The organism is Geomonas anaerohicana, assembly GCF_016458305.1.
Lineage (GTDB): Bacteria > Desulfobacterota > Desulfuromonadia > Geobacterales > Geobacteraceae > Geomonas > Geomonas anaerohicana.
Genome location: NZ_JAEMHL010000001.1, coordinates 374978 through 391351 on the forward strand (window position 1 = coordinate 374978; position 16374 = coordinate 391351).

General features: G+C 62.7%; 4 protein-coding genes and 1 tRNA gene. 1 reads left to right on the forward strand and 4 read right to left on the reverse strand.

The genetic code is table 11. The annotated features are described in order from the left end of the window. Positions 1-298 precede the first annotated feature (298 nt). Positions 299-2548: a carboxypeptidase regulatory-like domain-containing protein gene (locus JFN91_RS01605; RefSeq protein WP_199387470.1), complete on the forward strand. Its 2250-nt coding sequence runs from the start codon at positions 299-301 to the stop codon at positions 2546-2548. A 115-nt stretch (positions 2549-2663) separates the two neighbouring features. On the opposite strand, the gene JFN91_RS01610 is transcribed toward JFN91_RS01605, so the two are convergent. The 4 genes from JFN91_RS01610 to JFN91_RS01625 form a co-directional block, all read right to left on the reverse strand. Next, complete coding sequence (locus JFN91_RS01610) at positions 2664-6461, reverse strand: chemotaxis protein CheB (RefSeq protein ID WP_199387471.1); 3798 nt, start codon at positions 6459-6461, stop codon at positions 2664-2666. 359 nt (positions 6462-6820) lie between these two features. Next, positions 6821-6897 (reverse strand) — tRNA-Pro (locus JFN91_RS01615). A gap of 144 nt (positions 6898-7041) precedes the next feature. Beyond that, positions 7042-9648, reverse strand: a complete 2607-nt coding sequence (locus tag JFN91_RS01620; protein WP_199387472.1) for a DUF7933 domain-containing protein — start codon at positions 9646-9648, stop codon at positions 7042-7044. Between the two features lie 67 nt (positions 9649-9715). After that, positions 9716-16369, reverse strand: a complete 6654-nt coding sequence (locus JFN91_RS01625; protein WP_199387473.1) for an OmpA family protein — start codon at positions 16367-16369, stop codon at positions 9716-9718. Positions 16370-16374 lie beyond the last annotated feature (5 nt).

A 16374-nucleotide genomic window follows, 5' to 3' on the forward strand; every position in this document is an offset into this window, starting at 1 on the left:
AGTGCACCTGAATGGTCGAATGGGGCCGGGGCTTGGTTTCCCCGACAGTCAGGCTCCATCTTGTTATCAGGTGGGGCGGGATGGTAGCACGCTTTCGCTGCGGATGCACTTATTAGAATCTTTTTTGGCGAGTTTAATTTCCTCGTTCGTTGAGTTTGGGGGGGGCATGAATATACTTACCAACTGTTCCGGGACAAGGGCAAGATAAATTCAAAACGAAGGAGGTATTTCGCAGCAGCATCCAGAAATTACGACAGTATGAATGGCAGATAGCATTCAATCTGCCGAAGGAGGTTGCATGAAAAACCTATTCAGCCTGTTGATATTTTTGACTTCGCTGGTCGTTATTCAGTCGCCGGCCAGCGCCGGTCCGTACAAAATCGTCGATCTCGGTCCAATGACCACCCCGGTGCGCATCAACAACAAGAGCGTGGTCGTCGGATACAAAACAACGTCAGACGGACATCACACCGCCTTTTACTATTCAAGAGGGATTACGAAAGATCTGGGGACGTTCAACGGGACCGACAGCGAGGCCCTGGATGTGAACTCTTCGGGGCAGATCGTGGGAACGTTCAAGCAAAACGGAGCCAGAAGGGGCTTCAGACTAACAGGGTCAGGCTTCACCGACCTGTTCGCTACATCGGGCCTGACCCAGGCCGTGGGCGTGAATGACAGCGGAACAATCCTGGGTAGCGCCGGAGACTATCCGGTCCTCCTGCAGAACGGGGTCGTGAAGGACATCTCGGGCGGAGTAGGTTATCCGGGTCAGGCCCCGTATACGCCAACGGCACTGAACAACCTCGGTCAAGCCACGTTCTATCAAAACATGTGCGCCGCCTGGGAATGCGAGGCAAGTTACCTCTACGCTAGCGGTACGTGGAAGGAACTTCCTTTTACGCCACTGGATCTCAACAACCGCAGTGAAATGATAGGCCACGTCTCCGAGGACATGAACGGGGTTATCTACAGAAACGGTATCGCCACGGTTATCGGCGCCGGGTGGGAGTATGCATATCCCGACGCGTTGAACGACCTCGGTCAAGTCGTCGGCAGCGGGTATGAGGGGGGCGGCTACCACCAGGTCCCTTTCCTGTACCAGGGCGGTTCGATGGTGAATATCAACACCCTTTTGCCGGCGAGTTCGGGGTGGAGCCTTCAGGACGTGCCGGACTCTCAGCTTGACATCAACAACTACGGACAGATCGTCGGCCGAGGACGCCTGAACGGAGAGGTACGGGGCTTCCTCTTGAGCCCGACTTACTCCGTGAGCGGGACGGTGAGAAGCGGAAGCGCCACCGGCCCGGCCGTTCCCGGAGTAACTGTCTCCATTGCCGGGTCGACCGCAGTCACCAGCAGTGCCGGAACCTTCTACGTATCGGGAATCCTTCCCGGCACCTACACGGTGACGATTTCCAAAACGGGGTACGTAACCAGGACGGCACAACTGGTGGTCGATAGGGATCTTACCGGCCTTGTTTTTTACTTCCCCAACGCCTTCTCCATAAGCGGCATCGTGCATGCGGGCAGCAGCACCGGACCGGTACTTCCCGGGGCGAGCGTTTCCATCGCGGGAAAGAGTGCGGTTACCAGCAGCACGGGCACCTTCAGCATAACCGGCATCGTAGCAGGAACCTACACGCTGACCATTTCGAAAGTCGGATATGTGACGAAGACCTACACGGGTTACGTGGTTAACGGCAACAAGAGCGGACTGGTCTTCTACCTCACTCCCGCACCCACTTACTACATAAGCGGGACCGTGAGACAGGGGAGCACTACGGGACCTTTGCTTGCTGGAGCAACGGTGGCAATTGCCGGGAAGAGCGCGGTCACCGGCAGCACCGGAACGTTCAGCATCTCCGGCATACTGGCGGGAACCTACACGGTGACGATCACGAAAGCGGGATATGCCACAAGGACCGTGACGGGATTTACGGTGAGCAGCAACAGGACGGGATTGGTATTCTACCTGGTGCCGTTGCCCACTTACACCGTTAGCGGCACGGTGCGCAGCGGCAGCAGCACGGGACCGATTCTCCCCGGAGCGACGGTCGCCGTGGCAGGAAAGAGCGCTGTAACCGGCAGCACCGGTACGTTCAGCATCTCGGGCATACTGGCGGGAACCTACACGGTGACGATTTCCAAAGCCGGTTATGCGACGAGGAGCATGACGGGCTTCGTGGTGAGCGGAAACAGGACAGGGCTCGTATTCTACCTGACACCGCTGCCGACCTATACCATCAGCGGCACGGTGCGCAGAGGGAGCGCGACGGGAACGGTGCTTCCCGGAGCAACGGTGTCCATCGCCGGCAAGAGCGCCATTACCGGGACAGCAGGCACGTTCAGCATTTCCGGCATCCTTGCAGGAACCTATACCCTCACCATCTCCAAAACGGGCTATGTGACAAAAACCTACACAGGGTACGTGATAAGCAGCAACAGGACCGGCCTTGTGTTCTATCTTGTGCCCGCGACCTCCGCCTCAGTGACGCGTCCGGCCCCCAGAGCCGCGTTATCTGCACCGGAGTACAAGCTGAGATGTTAGGGCGTGCGTGAGTTGCAAAAAAGGCCCTCGGCGAACATGCCGAGGGCCTTTTTTGATGCAAGGAGGGAAAGGTTACGGCCGGAACGGCACGGTACGAGCCGCAGCAGCGGACTCATTACGCTCCGGCCGATTCCGATTCGCCCTCGGTGCTGTACTGCTCCAGTACTTCCCGCAGCGCCTTGAAGTCCACCGGCTTGGTGATCACCTGGGTCACCCCGCCCGCCAGGAAGCGCTCCTGGGCCTCACCCATGACGTGAGCGGTGAGGGCGAAGACCGGGACCTCGCGGTTGGGGTTGTCCTGCGGCAGCTGCCGGATGGCCTGCGTGGCGCTCAGCCCGTCGATATCGGGCATGGAGATATCCATCAGGATGACGTCGAACTCTTCCTCGGCGACGCGCGACAGGGCCTGGCGCCCGTTGGCCACCACCGTGGGATGGTGCCCCGACCGCTTCAGCATCTGCGTCAAAAGCTCGCGGCTTACCGCGTCATCCTCCGCCAGCAGGATTTTGAGGGCGTTGTCGCGCGCCGGGGGGGCGTCGGTGCCTTGTTGCTCCGTTGCCTCGCCATTGGCGCTCGCGGCAATCCGGCACACCACCGTGAAGTGGAATACTGCCCCGCGCTCAGGCTTGCTGGCCAGCCAGATGGTCCCCCCCATCAGTTCCACCAGCTGCTTGCAGATGGCGAGCCCGAGGCCGGTGCCGCCGAACTTGCGGGTGATGGAATCGTCCGCCTGGGTGAATGGTTCGAAGAGGTGCTGCGCCATCGATGGCTCCAGTCCGATCCCGGTATCGGCGATGATGAAGTGGAGCCTCAGCTGCCTCGGCCCGGCCGGGGAAGTCTCCACCTGCAGGGAGATGACCCCTTGCTCGGTGAACTTGATGGCGTTGGACAAAAGGTTGGAGAGCACCTGTTTCAGTCGCAGCGGGTCCCCGATCAGTCCCAACTGCAGTGCGTCCAGCGGCGTGCAATCCAGTTTCAGTCCCTTGGCCAGCAGTCGTGGCGTGTGCACGCGCAGCGTCTCGTCCATCACCTCGCTCAGCATGAAACGCTCGCTGTTGATGCCGATCTTGCCCGCCTCGATCTTGGAGAAATCGAGGATGTCGTCGATGATGGCCAAGAGGTTGCCGGTCGCCTGCTGCATGGTTTTCAGGAAATCGCGCTGCTCGGGGGTGAGGGAGGTCATCTCCAGGAGCTGCACCACGCCCAGGATGCCATTGATGGGTGTCCGGATCTCGTGACTCATGTTGGCGAGGAAGAGGCTCTTGGCCACGTTGGCCTTGTCCGCTGCCTCCTTGGCCAAGCGCAGTTCCTGGGTGCGCTCGTCCACCTTGCGCTCCAGTTCGCGGTTCGATACGTGGGCCGCCTGCTCTGCGCGCTTGAGGGCCGTGATGTCGGTGAAGGTGAGCACCACCCCGTCCACCGACCCCGACTCGGTCCGGAATGGGAAGATGCGGTTCAAAAACCACAGCCCGTCGCTGGTGCAGTCTTCTTTTTCTATGTGCTGCCCGGTCCTGAGCACGGTCTTCGCGTCTTCCAGCATCGACTGCAGATCAGTGAGATGGTAGGCGATGTGGTCGATGGGGCGGCCGACGTCCTGCGGCAGCAGCTTGAAGATCCGCTCCAGGGACGAGTTGTACTTGCGGATGCGCAGGTTCTGGTCCAGGAACACCAGCCCGACCTCCAGGCTGGAGAGCAGGTTGTCGTGGTCCCGGTTGAGCTGCAGCAGTTCCTTGTTCTTCAGTTCGAACTCCGAGTTGACCGTGTACAGTTCCTCGTTGACCGAGTGCAGTTCCTCGTTGGTGCTCTGCAACTCCTCGTTGCTGGCCAGCAGCTCCTCGTTGGTCGCCTGGAGCTCTTCGTTCGAGGTCTGCAGCTCCTCGATGGTGGTGCTGAGGCTCTCCTTGACCGCCTGCAGTTCCCCTTCCAGTTCCAGCATGCGTTGCTTCACGTGTTCGGAGGCCAGTTCCGCGGTGCCACTTGCCGGATCCTCTTCCTGCATCGGTTCCGGCGCTACGCGCGAAGGGGTGAAAGAGATGAAAAAGTGCGTCACCTGCGCCTTCCGATCCGGCAGGAGGCGCACCAGCAAATCGAAGCGCTTCTTCGCGTCGCCGACCTGCATCACGATCTTTTTCATGATGATGTCGGTCTTGGCTTTCTCCGCCCTATGGAAAGCGGTGCTCAAAGGGATTCTCAGCGCATCGTCGATCAGGCCCAGGATGTCGTTCTCGTAGCGCCCGGTCGGGAGCTTGAGGAAAGACGAGGCGTCCCCGAAGTGATGCAGGATCTGGCGCTTCTCGTTGACCAGGACGCCACACGGCATGTACTGGCCCAGCAGGAGATCGTAGTCGTTGAGCAGTTGGCGGTCCATGCTGATCGAGGCCCGCTCGATGCGCTGCAGGGCGGGCAGGGATGACCGCGCCGGAACATTGCTGATACCGAGGTCGGCGGCGAACCTGAGGTCGCAGGTCTTGCGGAAAAGCTTGGATGGACTGTCCACTGTCTCCAGTCCCGGCGAGCGTTTGCCGATTCCCTCGCTGCTGCCGAGGAACAGGAACCCTTTGTTGCGCAGCGAGAAGCTGAACAGCGCCAGCACTTTTTCCTGGGCGGTGGGATCGAGGTAGATGAGCAGGTTCCGGCAGCAGATCAGGTCCATCCTGGTGAAGGGAGGATCGCTGATCAGGTTGTGGGTGGCAAAGACGATCATCTTGCGCAGGGCGGGGCTCATGTAGTAGTGGTTCCCCTCCTGGTGGCAGAAGTGGAGCAGGCGCTCCTTGGACATGTTTCTCAGCCGCTGCGCCTCGAACTTGCCCTGCGAGGCGGTCTCGATCGACTTCCTGTGCGCGTCGGTGGCGAAGATGGTGATCTTCCCGGTGAACCCCAGCTCGCGCGCCTTCTCCGTAAAGAGGATGGCGAGGGTGTAGGCCTCTTCGCCGGTGGCGCATCCCGCCGACCAGATCCTCACCTCGTCGTGATCCTTACGCCCCCGCAGTATCTCCGGTATGACGATCTCCTCCAGGACCTTGAAGGCCTTGGGATCGCGGAAGAATTCGGTAACGCCGATGAGCAGGTCGCGGTACAGGGCATCCAGCTCCTCGGGGTCCCGGGCCAAGAGGGCCGCATAGGCTGTCGATTCCCCGACATGGCAGAACTCCATCCTCCTCTGGATACGGCGCGTTATGGTGGGCGGTTTGTATTTGGAGAAGTCGATATTGTACTGGCTTCTCAAAAGCGCGAAGATCTGCTGGTATTCGCCGTGGTACTGGTCATCGGCCAGGTAGCCGTACAACGCCTGACGCCGCTCCTCGGGCGGGGTGCGGGCGTAGCGCACGATGGCTGCCGGCATTTCCTCGGGATCGAGCATCAGGTCGCAAAATCCGGTGGCGATGGCGCTGCGGGGCATGCCGTCGAACTGCGCCGAGTCCACCGTCTGCACCAGCACCAGCCCGCCGGCATCGTGGATGTCCCGGACGCCGCGCGAACCATCGGTGCCGGTGCCGGAGAGGATCACGGCAATGGCCTGCGGTCCGGCATCTTCGGCGAGCGAGCGCAGGAAGACATCGATGGGGAGCTCGGAGTGCTGCGACGGCAGAAGCTCAGTGAGGTAGAGCTTGCCCTTGGAGACGGTCATGTGGGTTTTGGAGGGTATCAGGTAGATGGAGTTGCTACGCAGGGTGATGCCGTTGGTAACGCGGTGGATGGACATCTTGGTGTGTCGGGCCAGCAGATCGTCCATCAGGCTCTTGAAGTCGGGAGAGAGATGTTGAATCACGACGAAAGCCATGCCGCTGTTGGTGGGCATGGTGTCGAAGAATTTTTCCAGGGCCGCGAGGCCGCCGGCCGATGCCCCGAGGCCGACCACGAAGGAAGGCTTTGCCTTGCCGGCGGCGGCCCTGCTGTTGGTTGATTTTTTCATGGCCGTACCCTCCACTACTGAAAAATCAGGCAAAGCCCTTAAAGGACAATGAGATTCTGAGATTGGATCTAGTAGCCGAAAGCCCATGATCAAGGTGCTGCACCTTGAGATCGTTCTCCTATTGCAAGAGTTGCCAAGAAGACCTTTTTTATCTCATTAGAGCTCCGATGGCATCGATTGTCAACGGCACCAGTGTCAGAAAAAACGTACGGGGATGTTCCATCTCTCCAGTGGTCTGGGCAGCATCACTGCCGGAGCCGCGGAATGTGGTGGGGGGCTGGTACTGCGGAAACGCAGGCTAGGAGGACGAGCCGCAACGAAAAAGGCCCTTGGATTTCTCCAAGGGCCTTTTCAATAAATGGTCGGAATGAGAGGATTCGAACCTCCGACCCCCTGCTCCCGAAGCAGGTGCGCTACCAGGCTGCGCTACATTCCGGCTTTGAAACTCTGACGGGTCAATCAGGAGGAGAGATATATCAGCCTTCGTGGCCAATTGTCAAGCACTAAGAAACACTATCTGCAAAATATTCCTTTTCCGCCATATCCGCCTGCCGCCCGCGCCGCACTTCACCGAGCGCCGTTACTTCACTTTCACCTTGTAGTCGAGCCTGAAACTGCCACCGGACCTGATGCTGCCGGTCATCGGGATGCGCCAGTTGGTAACGTTGCCGTCGTAGCCGAGAGGGGCGCCTCCTGCTCCGGATGCGGGGGCATAGCTCCAACTGGTGCCGCTGTCGCTGGAATACTGCGGCGCCCCCAGGGCAAGACCGGAGGCGGGGCTGCTGTCGGTGAAGGTGAACGGCGTGCCTCCGCCGAGGTAAAAGGAGCCGTAGGGGCCGAGGTCGTCGCTAAGGACGATGTCGCTGCCGACCCCGGCGCCGGTGTTCACGAGCTCGATGGTGTAGATGACATCCTGGCCGGGATCGGCGCTGGAGCGGTTGGCGGATTTCAGTATCGAGATGAGCGGCATGGCCCCCACGGTGACACTCGCGCTGGCGCTGGTGCCGGTGAGACCTGCCGGTCCGGTGGCCAAGGGAGATGCGGTGGTGTTGGTCAGGGTGCCATACGCGGAGCTGGTGACGTTGAGGCTGACCTGGCAGCTTGACCCGGGGGCGATGGAAGCAGCCGTGAAGCGGACCGCGCTGTCGCCGGGGGCGGAGGCGGTACCCGAGGTTTGGGTCACGCTGCCGCAGCCGGCCGGGGAGAAACTGAAGTTCGTATTGCGCAGCACCATTCCGCTCGGGAAGGTGTCGGTGACGCTGACTCCGGTCAGGGGGGCGACGTTGGCAGAGGGATTGGCCAGGATCAGCGACAGGCTCACCGGCGCACCCACCGCAACCGTGGCGGCGCCGAACGACTTAGCCGCGGTAGGAGGGGTGAAGACGTTCAGGGTGGCGCTGGCGCTGCCGGTGTCCAGTCCGCCCCCCTGGGCGCTGAACCTGGTGGCGTCGTTAAGATAGGAAGCTGCTGCGTCGCCCCTGACGGTGGCGCTGAAGCTGCAGCCGGCGCTTCCCGCCGCAATGGCGCCGGAGGCAAGCGAAACGCTCGACGCGGTGTATGAGGTGGTGCCGCTGCAGCCGGTACCGGAGACGGGACCGACACCCGTGACGGTAAGTCCGCCAGGGAAGGTGTCGGTGAAGGCGAGTCCCGACTGGGCGGGTTTCGTGACCGGTTCGTTGACGATGCTGAAGTTCAATGTGCTGCTGCTGCCGACGGCTATGTTGCCGATGACGTAACTCTTGCTGAGGGTCGGGCGCGGCAGATTAGTAAAGGTGCAGGTCAGCTCGTCTCCTGCGGCGGGCGCGAGCGTGTAGCTTGATGCCCGCTGCGCGTTGGGAAGGAGTGCCCCCGTCGTCGCTCCGGGACCCGCATAGGCGTTGTTGCAGGTGAGGCTTGCTGCGTACTTCGCGGCCGGTGTGCTCCCGGCGCTCATGACGTCGGTAAGAGTCAGGGGCTGGTCAGGGGCGCAGTTAAAGACCGTACTGGCCGAGCTTTGAGTCCCGGAAGTGGTGGCGGAGGCGGTGCCGAATATGGTGCCGCTTGCGCTAACCGTGAACTGGTCACCGGAATTAATCCTCACCGGCAGGTTCTTCACCAGGGTCACCCGTGGCCGCTTGGTGTTGGTGATGGTGCAAGCCGCGGCGGAGTTACTGGTGTTGAGCGTGGCGCTCATGCTGCGCTGCGCCGGAGCGGTGCTGAGGGCGGGGGAGCCGGTCACGGGGAGGCAACTGATAACGGCGGTCGGGTCCCAGTCTCCCCCGGCGGCTGTCTCGGTGATGGTCAGGGTCTGGTCGGCGGCCACCGCGTTTATGAACACCCGGGCAGTTTCGTTGTCCCTGAGGGTAAAGCTGACGCTGTTTCCTGCCGCGGAGATGGAGGCCGGGGTATAGGTGCCGCCCGTGGCGGAGGTTGCGGTCAAGGTGGCGCCGGTGAGCACAACGACCTTTGAGCCGGCGGGCCCCGTAGCGGTGAAGGTGAAGGGTTGGGTATTCCCGTCAGGGAGCGTCTGCTTGGTCACGTCGACGAAGGCGCCGGTTAGGACACGGACGTTTCCGGCGACGGTGGCGACGCCGGCGTTGCACTTGGAGGGGGAGCCGTTACTGACATCGCCCGGACCGGAACAGACGTTGCCGGGGTTTTGCCAGTAGGTGACGACGTAGGGTATCTTGAGGGCGCCGGTACTGTCACCGCTGCAGAGGACCTTTATCTCATCGACGGTGGTGGTGAAGTTAGCCCCTCCCTTGAAGTCGCCGCAGCCATCACCGTCCAGGTTGAGCCATGGACTGGGACTGGTAGGAAAGGTGGCGACGGAGCAAATGTTGCCTGGCGTCGTGCCACGCGGATCATTCCCCTGCTGGCCAACGAAGAAGCCGATGTCGTAACGGTCGGTGTTGGTACCAGAGAGGCCGAGTTCAACCTTGAAACGGAAGTCACTCCCCATGATGCAAAAGGGGGCGGTGCCGGCTCGAGCGGTAAACACCGGCGCTATGGTGAATTCCCCGGCCGTACAGTTAAGACCGCCGGTACGGTACCCTACGCAGGTTTGGTCCTGCCAGGCGTTGGTGGTGAGCGCCGTCGAAGGGGACGGAACGGCGAGCAGGGTAAGAAGTGCTGCCGTCGCCATCCCGAGCCAATGCCGGTGCGCTGTTTTCACGATCGATGATGTCCTGAGGTTACCTTTCTGCATCTGCTTCTCCTGAGGCCGTCACTGAAACCTTACCCGCGGGCTTTCGGCTCATTGTGTCATTACTGCGCTATTCGCCGCGGTTCAGGGCGGCCAACCCTTCCTTGACGGAGTTCTGGTCGAATTTGAAGCGGAACTGCAGGAACGGCCCCTGCGCGGTGTAGTTCGCCGCCGAGAAGTCGCGGTCGCGGAAGCCGAGCAGGTTGTAGCCCAGGCTGAGCCAGGCGTTCTGCATCACGTTGCAGCCGATCGAGCCCCCCAGGCTGTAGTTCACCTGGCGCGCCTGCCAGCCGTGCACAACCGATCCGCGCAGCCCGATGTCCCAGCTGTCGCTCAGGTCGTGACGACCCTCGGCACCGAACAGGTCGGTCACGCCGCTGAAGTCCTGGTCGTCCAGTTGCTCCAGCACGTATTTCACGCCGTACTGCAGCGAGAGCTGGTTGTGCTTGTCAGGGCGGAAGTTGGCGTTCAGGTTGTTGACGATCCTTCTCCCTTGGGTGGAGCTGCCGGAACCTTTCTCGTCCTTGAGGGTTAGGTCGAGCCGGTCCAGGAGGATCCAGCGCGTGACCGGCGGCCGGTAGGCGAGACCCAACCTCAGGTCTGCATCGGTGGAGCGGGCTCCGTCGGTCGCCCGGGTATGCAGGACCTGCAGCTTGCCGGTCCAGCCCCAGAACAGCCCCTGCTCGTTAGTAAGGCCGGTGATCAACCCCCACTTGTCGTCTGTTTCGCCGTCGCGGTACTCGAGCCGGTTCGACCACAGCAACTTCTTTTCCTGGTAGGTGGCGCCCAGGGAGACGGCGCTGTAATCCTCGCCGCCGGAGGCACTGGGGACTTTGGCGTCGAATTGGTAACCTGGGCTTCTCCTGATGGTCTGGCTGCGGTCGAAGCCGCCGTCCACGGACCAGAAGCTGTTGACCTGCCACTTCTGGGCCAGGCCCACGTTGGCGAAGGTCCGCTCGTCGTTCTCTTTCCGGTCGTTGGCCACCGACGAGGAGAAGGTGCCGCCGCTCCAGGGGGTGGCCTTCATGCCGACCCTGGTGGTGTTGGTGTCCGCGTCGTCGGCCTGGGTGAATTCCTGCTGGGCGAAGAGAAGCAGCGACGGGATGATTTGGAAATCCGCGCCCAGCACGGTGCGGGTCGGGTAGTCCGCATTCTGGTTCTTGCTGAACAGGGCCTGTTCGTGGTCGGCCCGAAGCGTCAGGCGCTGGTTCAGCGTCTTCCAGCTAGCGCCGACCGTGCCCAGGACGGAGGTGGCGTTATTGCCGTCGGCGAGGCTGTCGTTGGCGTAGCGCAACCCCGCCTTGCCGGTGAACGCCTTGTCGGTGTAGCCGGCCTGCGCTTCCGCGAAATCCATCACGTTGTTGCCGGTCAGGTTGTACTGGCGGTAGAGCTGGCTCCCCAGTGAGACCTGTTCGTTGACGCGGAAGGTCCCCTCGGCGCCGAACTTGCGTGTCCCCGCCTCGCTTCCCTTCTGCTGACCCAGGCCGAAATCGTCTTCCTGTTCACGGAAGTACGCCTTCCCTTCCAGCTTCTGGTCCAGGTGGGTGATCTCGGCCAGGTAGGCGTTGCCGGAGGCCTTGTCCCCCGGCATGTTGCGCTGCGTGGTGGCGATTTCGGCACGCACCTTGGTTCCCGGCCCCAGGGTGGCGGTGGCGTCGGCGCCGTAGAGGTTGCTGTCGCCGCTTACGTGCCCCTCGTGGATGTAGCTGCCGCCAACCTTCAGCTTCCCGTCCAGGAGTTTCACCCCCGCCCGGCCACCGTAGGTCAGGGCTTCGCCGCCGGCGTCGGTGACCTCGTAGTCCACCACGATGTAGATCGGGTTCAACTGGTCGTCCTTGCTGAACACCGGGCTCTTGAAGAAGATGGTGCCGGCCTCGTAGTCGATGCTGTAGTCGATGAAGCGGCTCAACAGGCGGCTGTCGACGACACGCTCGCTGTGGAAGCGGTCGCGCGACTCGATGGTGATCTTCTCGGAGTTGGCAACCAGCCCCCTGCGGCTCAGTCGATAGAGCCCGGAGGTGCCGTCCCCGCGCAGTTCGTCTTTCACGAAGGACTGCCCGGTCTCGCTGCCGAAAGCCGTCACTTCAAATTCTTTGGAGCGGAACTCGGTCTTGACGCCGTTGAGCCTGCGGCTGTAACGCGACAATTCGGTGACCGAGAGGCCGGTGTCGAAATCCCCGAGCACGGCGCTGAACTGGTCCCGCTCCACCTTCAGGAAGATCTTTCTCTGGCTGGCTGCATCGTAGGCCTGGGCCGAGGCGTCGCCGTAGATCGTGTAGAAGGCGTTGGGGTCGATGTTCTGGAACAGCGAGTTGCCCGAGACGCCGGTGCTCTTCTTGGCGCTGTCGTAGGACATGGTGAACAGCCACTCCCCTTTCACGCTCCCCTTGGCGTAGAAGGCGAGACGCTCCTCATCGTAGATGTGCTCCTGCGCCCCGGCGTCCTTCAGGTTCTGCATGTGGCCGGTGACGGTGTTGTAGCCCGCGGTCCCTTCGGCGAGGCCGACCAGGATCCAGTCGCGCATCTTCGGCTTGACGTAGGTCTCCAGGTCCAGGGTCGCCTTGTTGTAGGCGAGCTGAGCCCGGTATGCACCGCTCGCGGTAACCGGTTGGAACTTCATCCACCCCTGGGCGTCGACGGCGACCAGGCCGCTACCGGCGTTGACCGCCAGGGTGCCCGGCTCAAGGTAGGGGCGCAGTTCGCCCCCCTTAAGGGCCAACTCCGCGTTGGCCGGAACCGGTTTGCCGTCCTGGTCCAGCAGTTCTATGCGCACACGCACCGGCGTGCGACCGTCGGCGACGTTGCCGTCGGCGCTGACCAGCCTGATGGCGACGATCTCACCGGTCCTGATCACCTTGGCGCTCTGCTCGTAGCGGGCGACGCCGAAGCTGTCCATCCCCTTCAGCCGGAGGACGTGCTCCCCCTTATCGCCGAAGTCGATGCCGATGAAGGTGTACAGGCTCTTTTCGCTCTCCTTGTCCTTCATCTTGAAGCCGATCTTCTCCGGCGGAATCACCTGGCCGTCCAGCGTGAGCACCGGGGTGAGCGCCGAGTTCAGCACGATCTGCACCGCGTTCACCTGCGAGGCGAGCACGGTGCCGTCGGCGGGGGAGAGGATCCCCTCCTTCTCCTTGACGTGGAGGTCGGCGTTGGGGTCGGCGGCCTGGGGCTTGCCCTTGGCGATTTTCTCCTCGAAGTCGCTGCTGACGACGTCGTCAGTCGGCTTTGCCTGGACTTGGGAAACAGCCGGTAGCGGCGTCACGTCGGGGCGCTCGATCTCTTCCATGCTGTCGGAGAGTTCGGCGGTTGCGGTGAAGGTCTTGATGGGCGCCCCTTTGCGGTCGCAGATTTGCACGGTCACGCTGCAGTTCGAGTTCTCTTCTTTCACTTCCGGGTCAAGTAGAGACTGCAGGCGCAGATCGAGCTTGCCGTTCTGGGGGATCTTCTCGATGCGGTACACCACGCCAGCGTCGCTGGCCGCGGGATCGGCAGCTTCGCTGCCGCCGAGACGGGTGGTGCCGTTCATGTAGAGCAGGCTCTTGGGTAGTGCCAGGTTAACAGTGATGTATCTCCCCTCGCCCTCAGGGAGAGGGGCGGGGGTGAGGGCCTGGCCGCCGACCAGCTTTATGCGGTGATGCACTACGCCATCGTGCAGCGCAGAGTACAGCTCCAGGCGCTCCTGCGCAGGTTTGAGAGCCTGCGAGCCAGCAGGGGGGCTCGCACTGGTGCCGCCGGCGCCGCCGGCGCCGCTGGTGCCACTGGTGCCGCTGGTCGGACTGGTCGGAGCCGCTGCCGGAGCTGCTGTCGGGGCCGTCGCCGCCGTTACTACCGGAGCGGCGGGCACGGTGATCTGCTTCTTCACCTCGCTTCTGTCCTTGATCATGGCCGCTCGGGTGGACTGCACGTTCTGGGACAGCGACACCTTCACTTCCACCCGACGGTTGAGGGCGCGGCCGGCTTCGGTGCGGTTGCTCGCTACCGGCTCCTTTTCGCCACGGCCGGTTAGGTACAGGGCTTCTGGCGGGAGGTGCAGGGCTGCCGTCAGGTAACGCCCCACATTCCTGGCGCGGGCGAAGGAAAGCGCGGTGTTGTCGGCGTAAATGCCACGGCTGCGCGGGGCGATGCGGACCTGGTCGGTATGGCCGGTAACTTCTATACGATCCAGATTGAAGCGGCGCAGCAGTTCTGCCAGCGCGGAGAGTTGCTTGCGGTCCTCGTCGCTCAGATCCGCCCCGAAGGTAGGGAAATGCGGATGCAGTACGACCGGCGCTAACGGCACTCTGCTCTGCTCCCGCACCAGGGACAGGATGTTGTCCACTTCCGGGGTAACGATGCCTTTGCCCTCTGCAGTGTCGAAGCTGAGCCTTGCCTTGGTCTGCAGCGTCCCGGCCTGGCTGGCCTGCTCCACACGGGCCTTGAACCGCAGTTCAGTTCCCCAGGCTGCGTCGGCAGCTCCCAAGGCGTAGTTGAGGCGGTTGCCGTCCACCTGCGGGTCGACATGAGAAGTTGCCTTAAGGGTGCTGCTCCCCATGTGGTAACGCACCCCCGGCGGCAGGTCGACTGTCAGTTGCAGGTTGCCCAACTGCACCCCGGCGGTCTGCATCGGTATCCGGTACTCGATGATGTCGTCATTTTGGGCGCTGATCATTTCCAGGGTTACTTCCCCCTGGTATCGCGGGTCCGCCGTAGGCGGCACGGCCGCCGCAACTGCCATAGCCGCGCCAGTTCCCCCGGTTACCGCACTGCTCCCGGTACTCTCGGTGCTCCCGGTGTTACCTGTTGCCGCTGCGCCACTCTTGTCACCGAGCCGGCCCAGGTAGAAGTCTGTGCGCCACATGGTCCCGCCCTGCAGCTCCGCAAACTGGGAGTAAGCCCGACCGGCGAAGCGGCTGTTCTTCTCGCACTGCTGCACCTGGTACCCCTCGGGGACGGAGTCGATGTCGAGCTGGACCACGTGGGTCCCCGACGCCACACCCTCGAAGTGGAACATGCCGAGCTTGTCGCTCACGACGAAGGTGCCGTCCTCAAGGTAGATGCCGACCCCCTCCATCCCCTTCTTGTTGTCCGCGGGGTTTTCGCCGCAGGCGCCCACGAAGACGCGTCCCATGATGATGTTGCGGCTCTGCAGAAAAGGCTCCTGTACCGTCACCGCAGCGGTGGCGGGAAGGGAGCTGACGGGAGGATTGGTACTGGCGACCGCCGTGTTGACTGCCGTGCCGGGCTTGGCGCCAGCGCCGACCACTACCACGTAACGGATCAGGGCCGAGCCCTTGGGGGGCAGGGTTCCGGCATTGAAGGTCAGTGTGCTGCCGTCGGTGGCAATGGCCGGGTCGGCAACAGGTGCACCGTTGAGGCGTGCCGAACCTTTCTGATAGCGGAAGCCCGACGGGAGCCTGTCGGTCACCACCGCGTTGAAGACGGTCCCCACGGTGTCGGGATTCTGCAGGGTGACGTCGTAGCTCAGGTAGTCACCTGCCGAGACCACGCTCTTGGACGCGCTCTTTCTCAGCCAGAGCGTACCGATTTTCGGGTCAATCGGGATGTCGACGCGAATCGCCGGGCCGGCTGGGACCACGAAGACCTCGCCGCGCGACCCCGGCTCCTGGATGTTGAAGGGGGCTCCCGGCAGGGCCTGTAGCCGCCCCGTGGTGACGGTGGAGGGGGCGGTGTAGGTGTCCGGCGGCGTCACCTTCAACAGGTAGTTACCCGGGGCGACGAACGGGAAGCGGTATCCCCCCGGGGTGAATGCGTAAGTCCTTCCCTCGCTGTCGCTGGCCACGCTGCCGCTGACCACCTTGCTGGGGTAGGTGTTGCCGGCGACGCCGTTGTCGCCCAGGATGGTCGCGCCAAGGCCGGTGTCGGCGTCGATCAGTTCAACGGTGACGCCGTCTACCGGTTTTCCGGTCACCGAGTCGAAGACGATACCGAACGGGTCGACGATGGCGGCTACCGCGCTGCTGTCGCTGCCATCGACCTTGTCGACGTACCTTGCCTTGATCTCGGAAGACTCTGATACGCTCAGTATGCCGTTTTTGGCCACGGGGGGCCGGGAACTGGTCTGGATATACCCCATGAAGACGCCGGTGTCGGGGCCACTTTCGGTGAGTTGCAGCACCTCGGTGTCGCCGGTGGCGGGGTCGGTGATGGTGACCTGCACCGTCTCGGCTACCTCGTGATCCAGGTTCTGGTCCGGATCGGTGACCCGCACGAACAGTGGCTCCCCGGCGTGGTAGGTGCTGGAAGCGGTAAGCTGCACCGGCTTGGAGAGGTCGATGGTGTTCTGGCTGCCGGTGGCAACGGGCGCGGACAGCGGCTCCAGCGTGCCGCTGCCGTCGTAGAAGGAGGTGGCGGGGACGGTCACGCTGCTGGCTCCGGCAACGGTAGGGGAGTACTTCAGGAACTCCGCCGTCGATGCGGTGCGGACCATCACGGTGACCGTGACCTGGCTGGTCAGGGGCGGCAGTTCGCGGCAGCTGAACGTGGCCCGGTTGAGGATCTGGTCGCCGTTTACCGCCGCCATCGCTGCGTGCACGGGAAACAGCAGGGGGAGGGCCAGGAGCAGCGCACTGAATAGAGTGGACACACGGCAGCGCACCGGACGCAACTCCGCGGCAGCCCGCGGCACAGACGTGCCGCGGCCCCGCCGGTCGCCGCGGGCGCCGGCAAGCTCCCCGGCCCGGAGGCCGGAGAGGCTGCTTAGGATGTTGTCGATCCGGTTAGTCATCACGC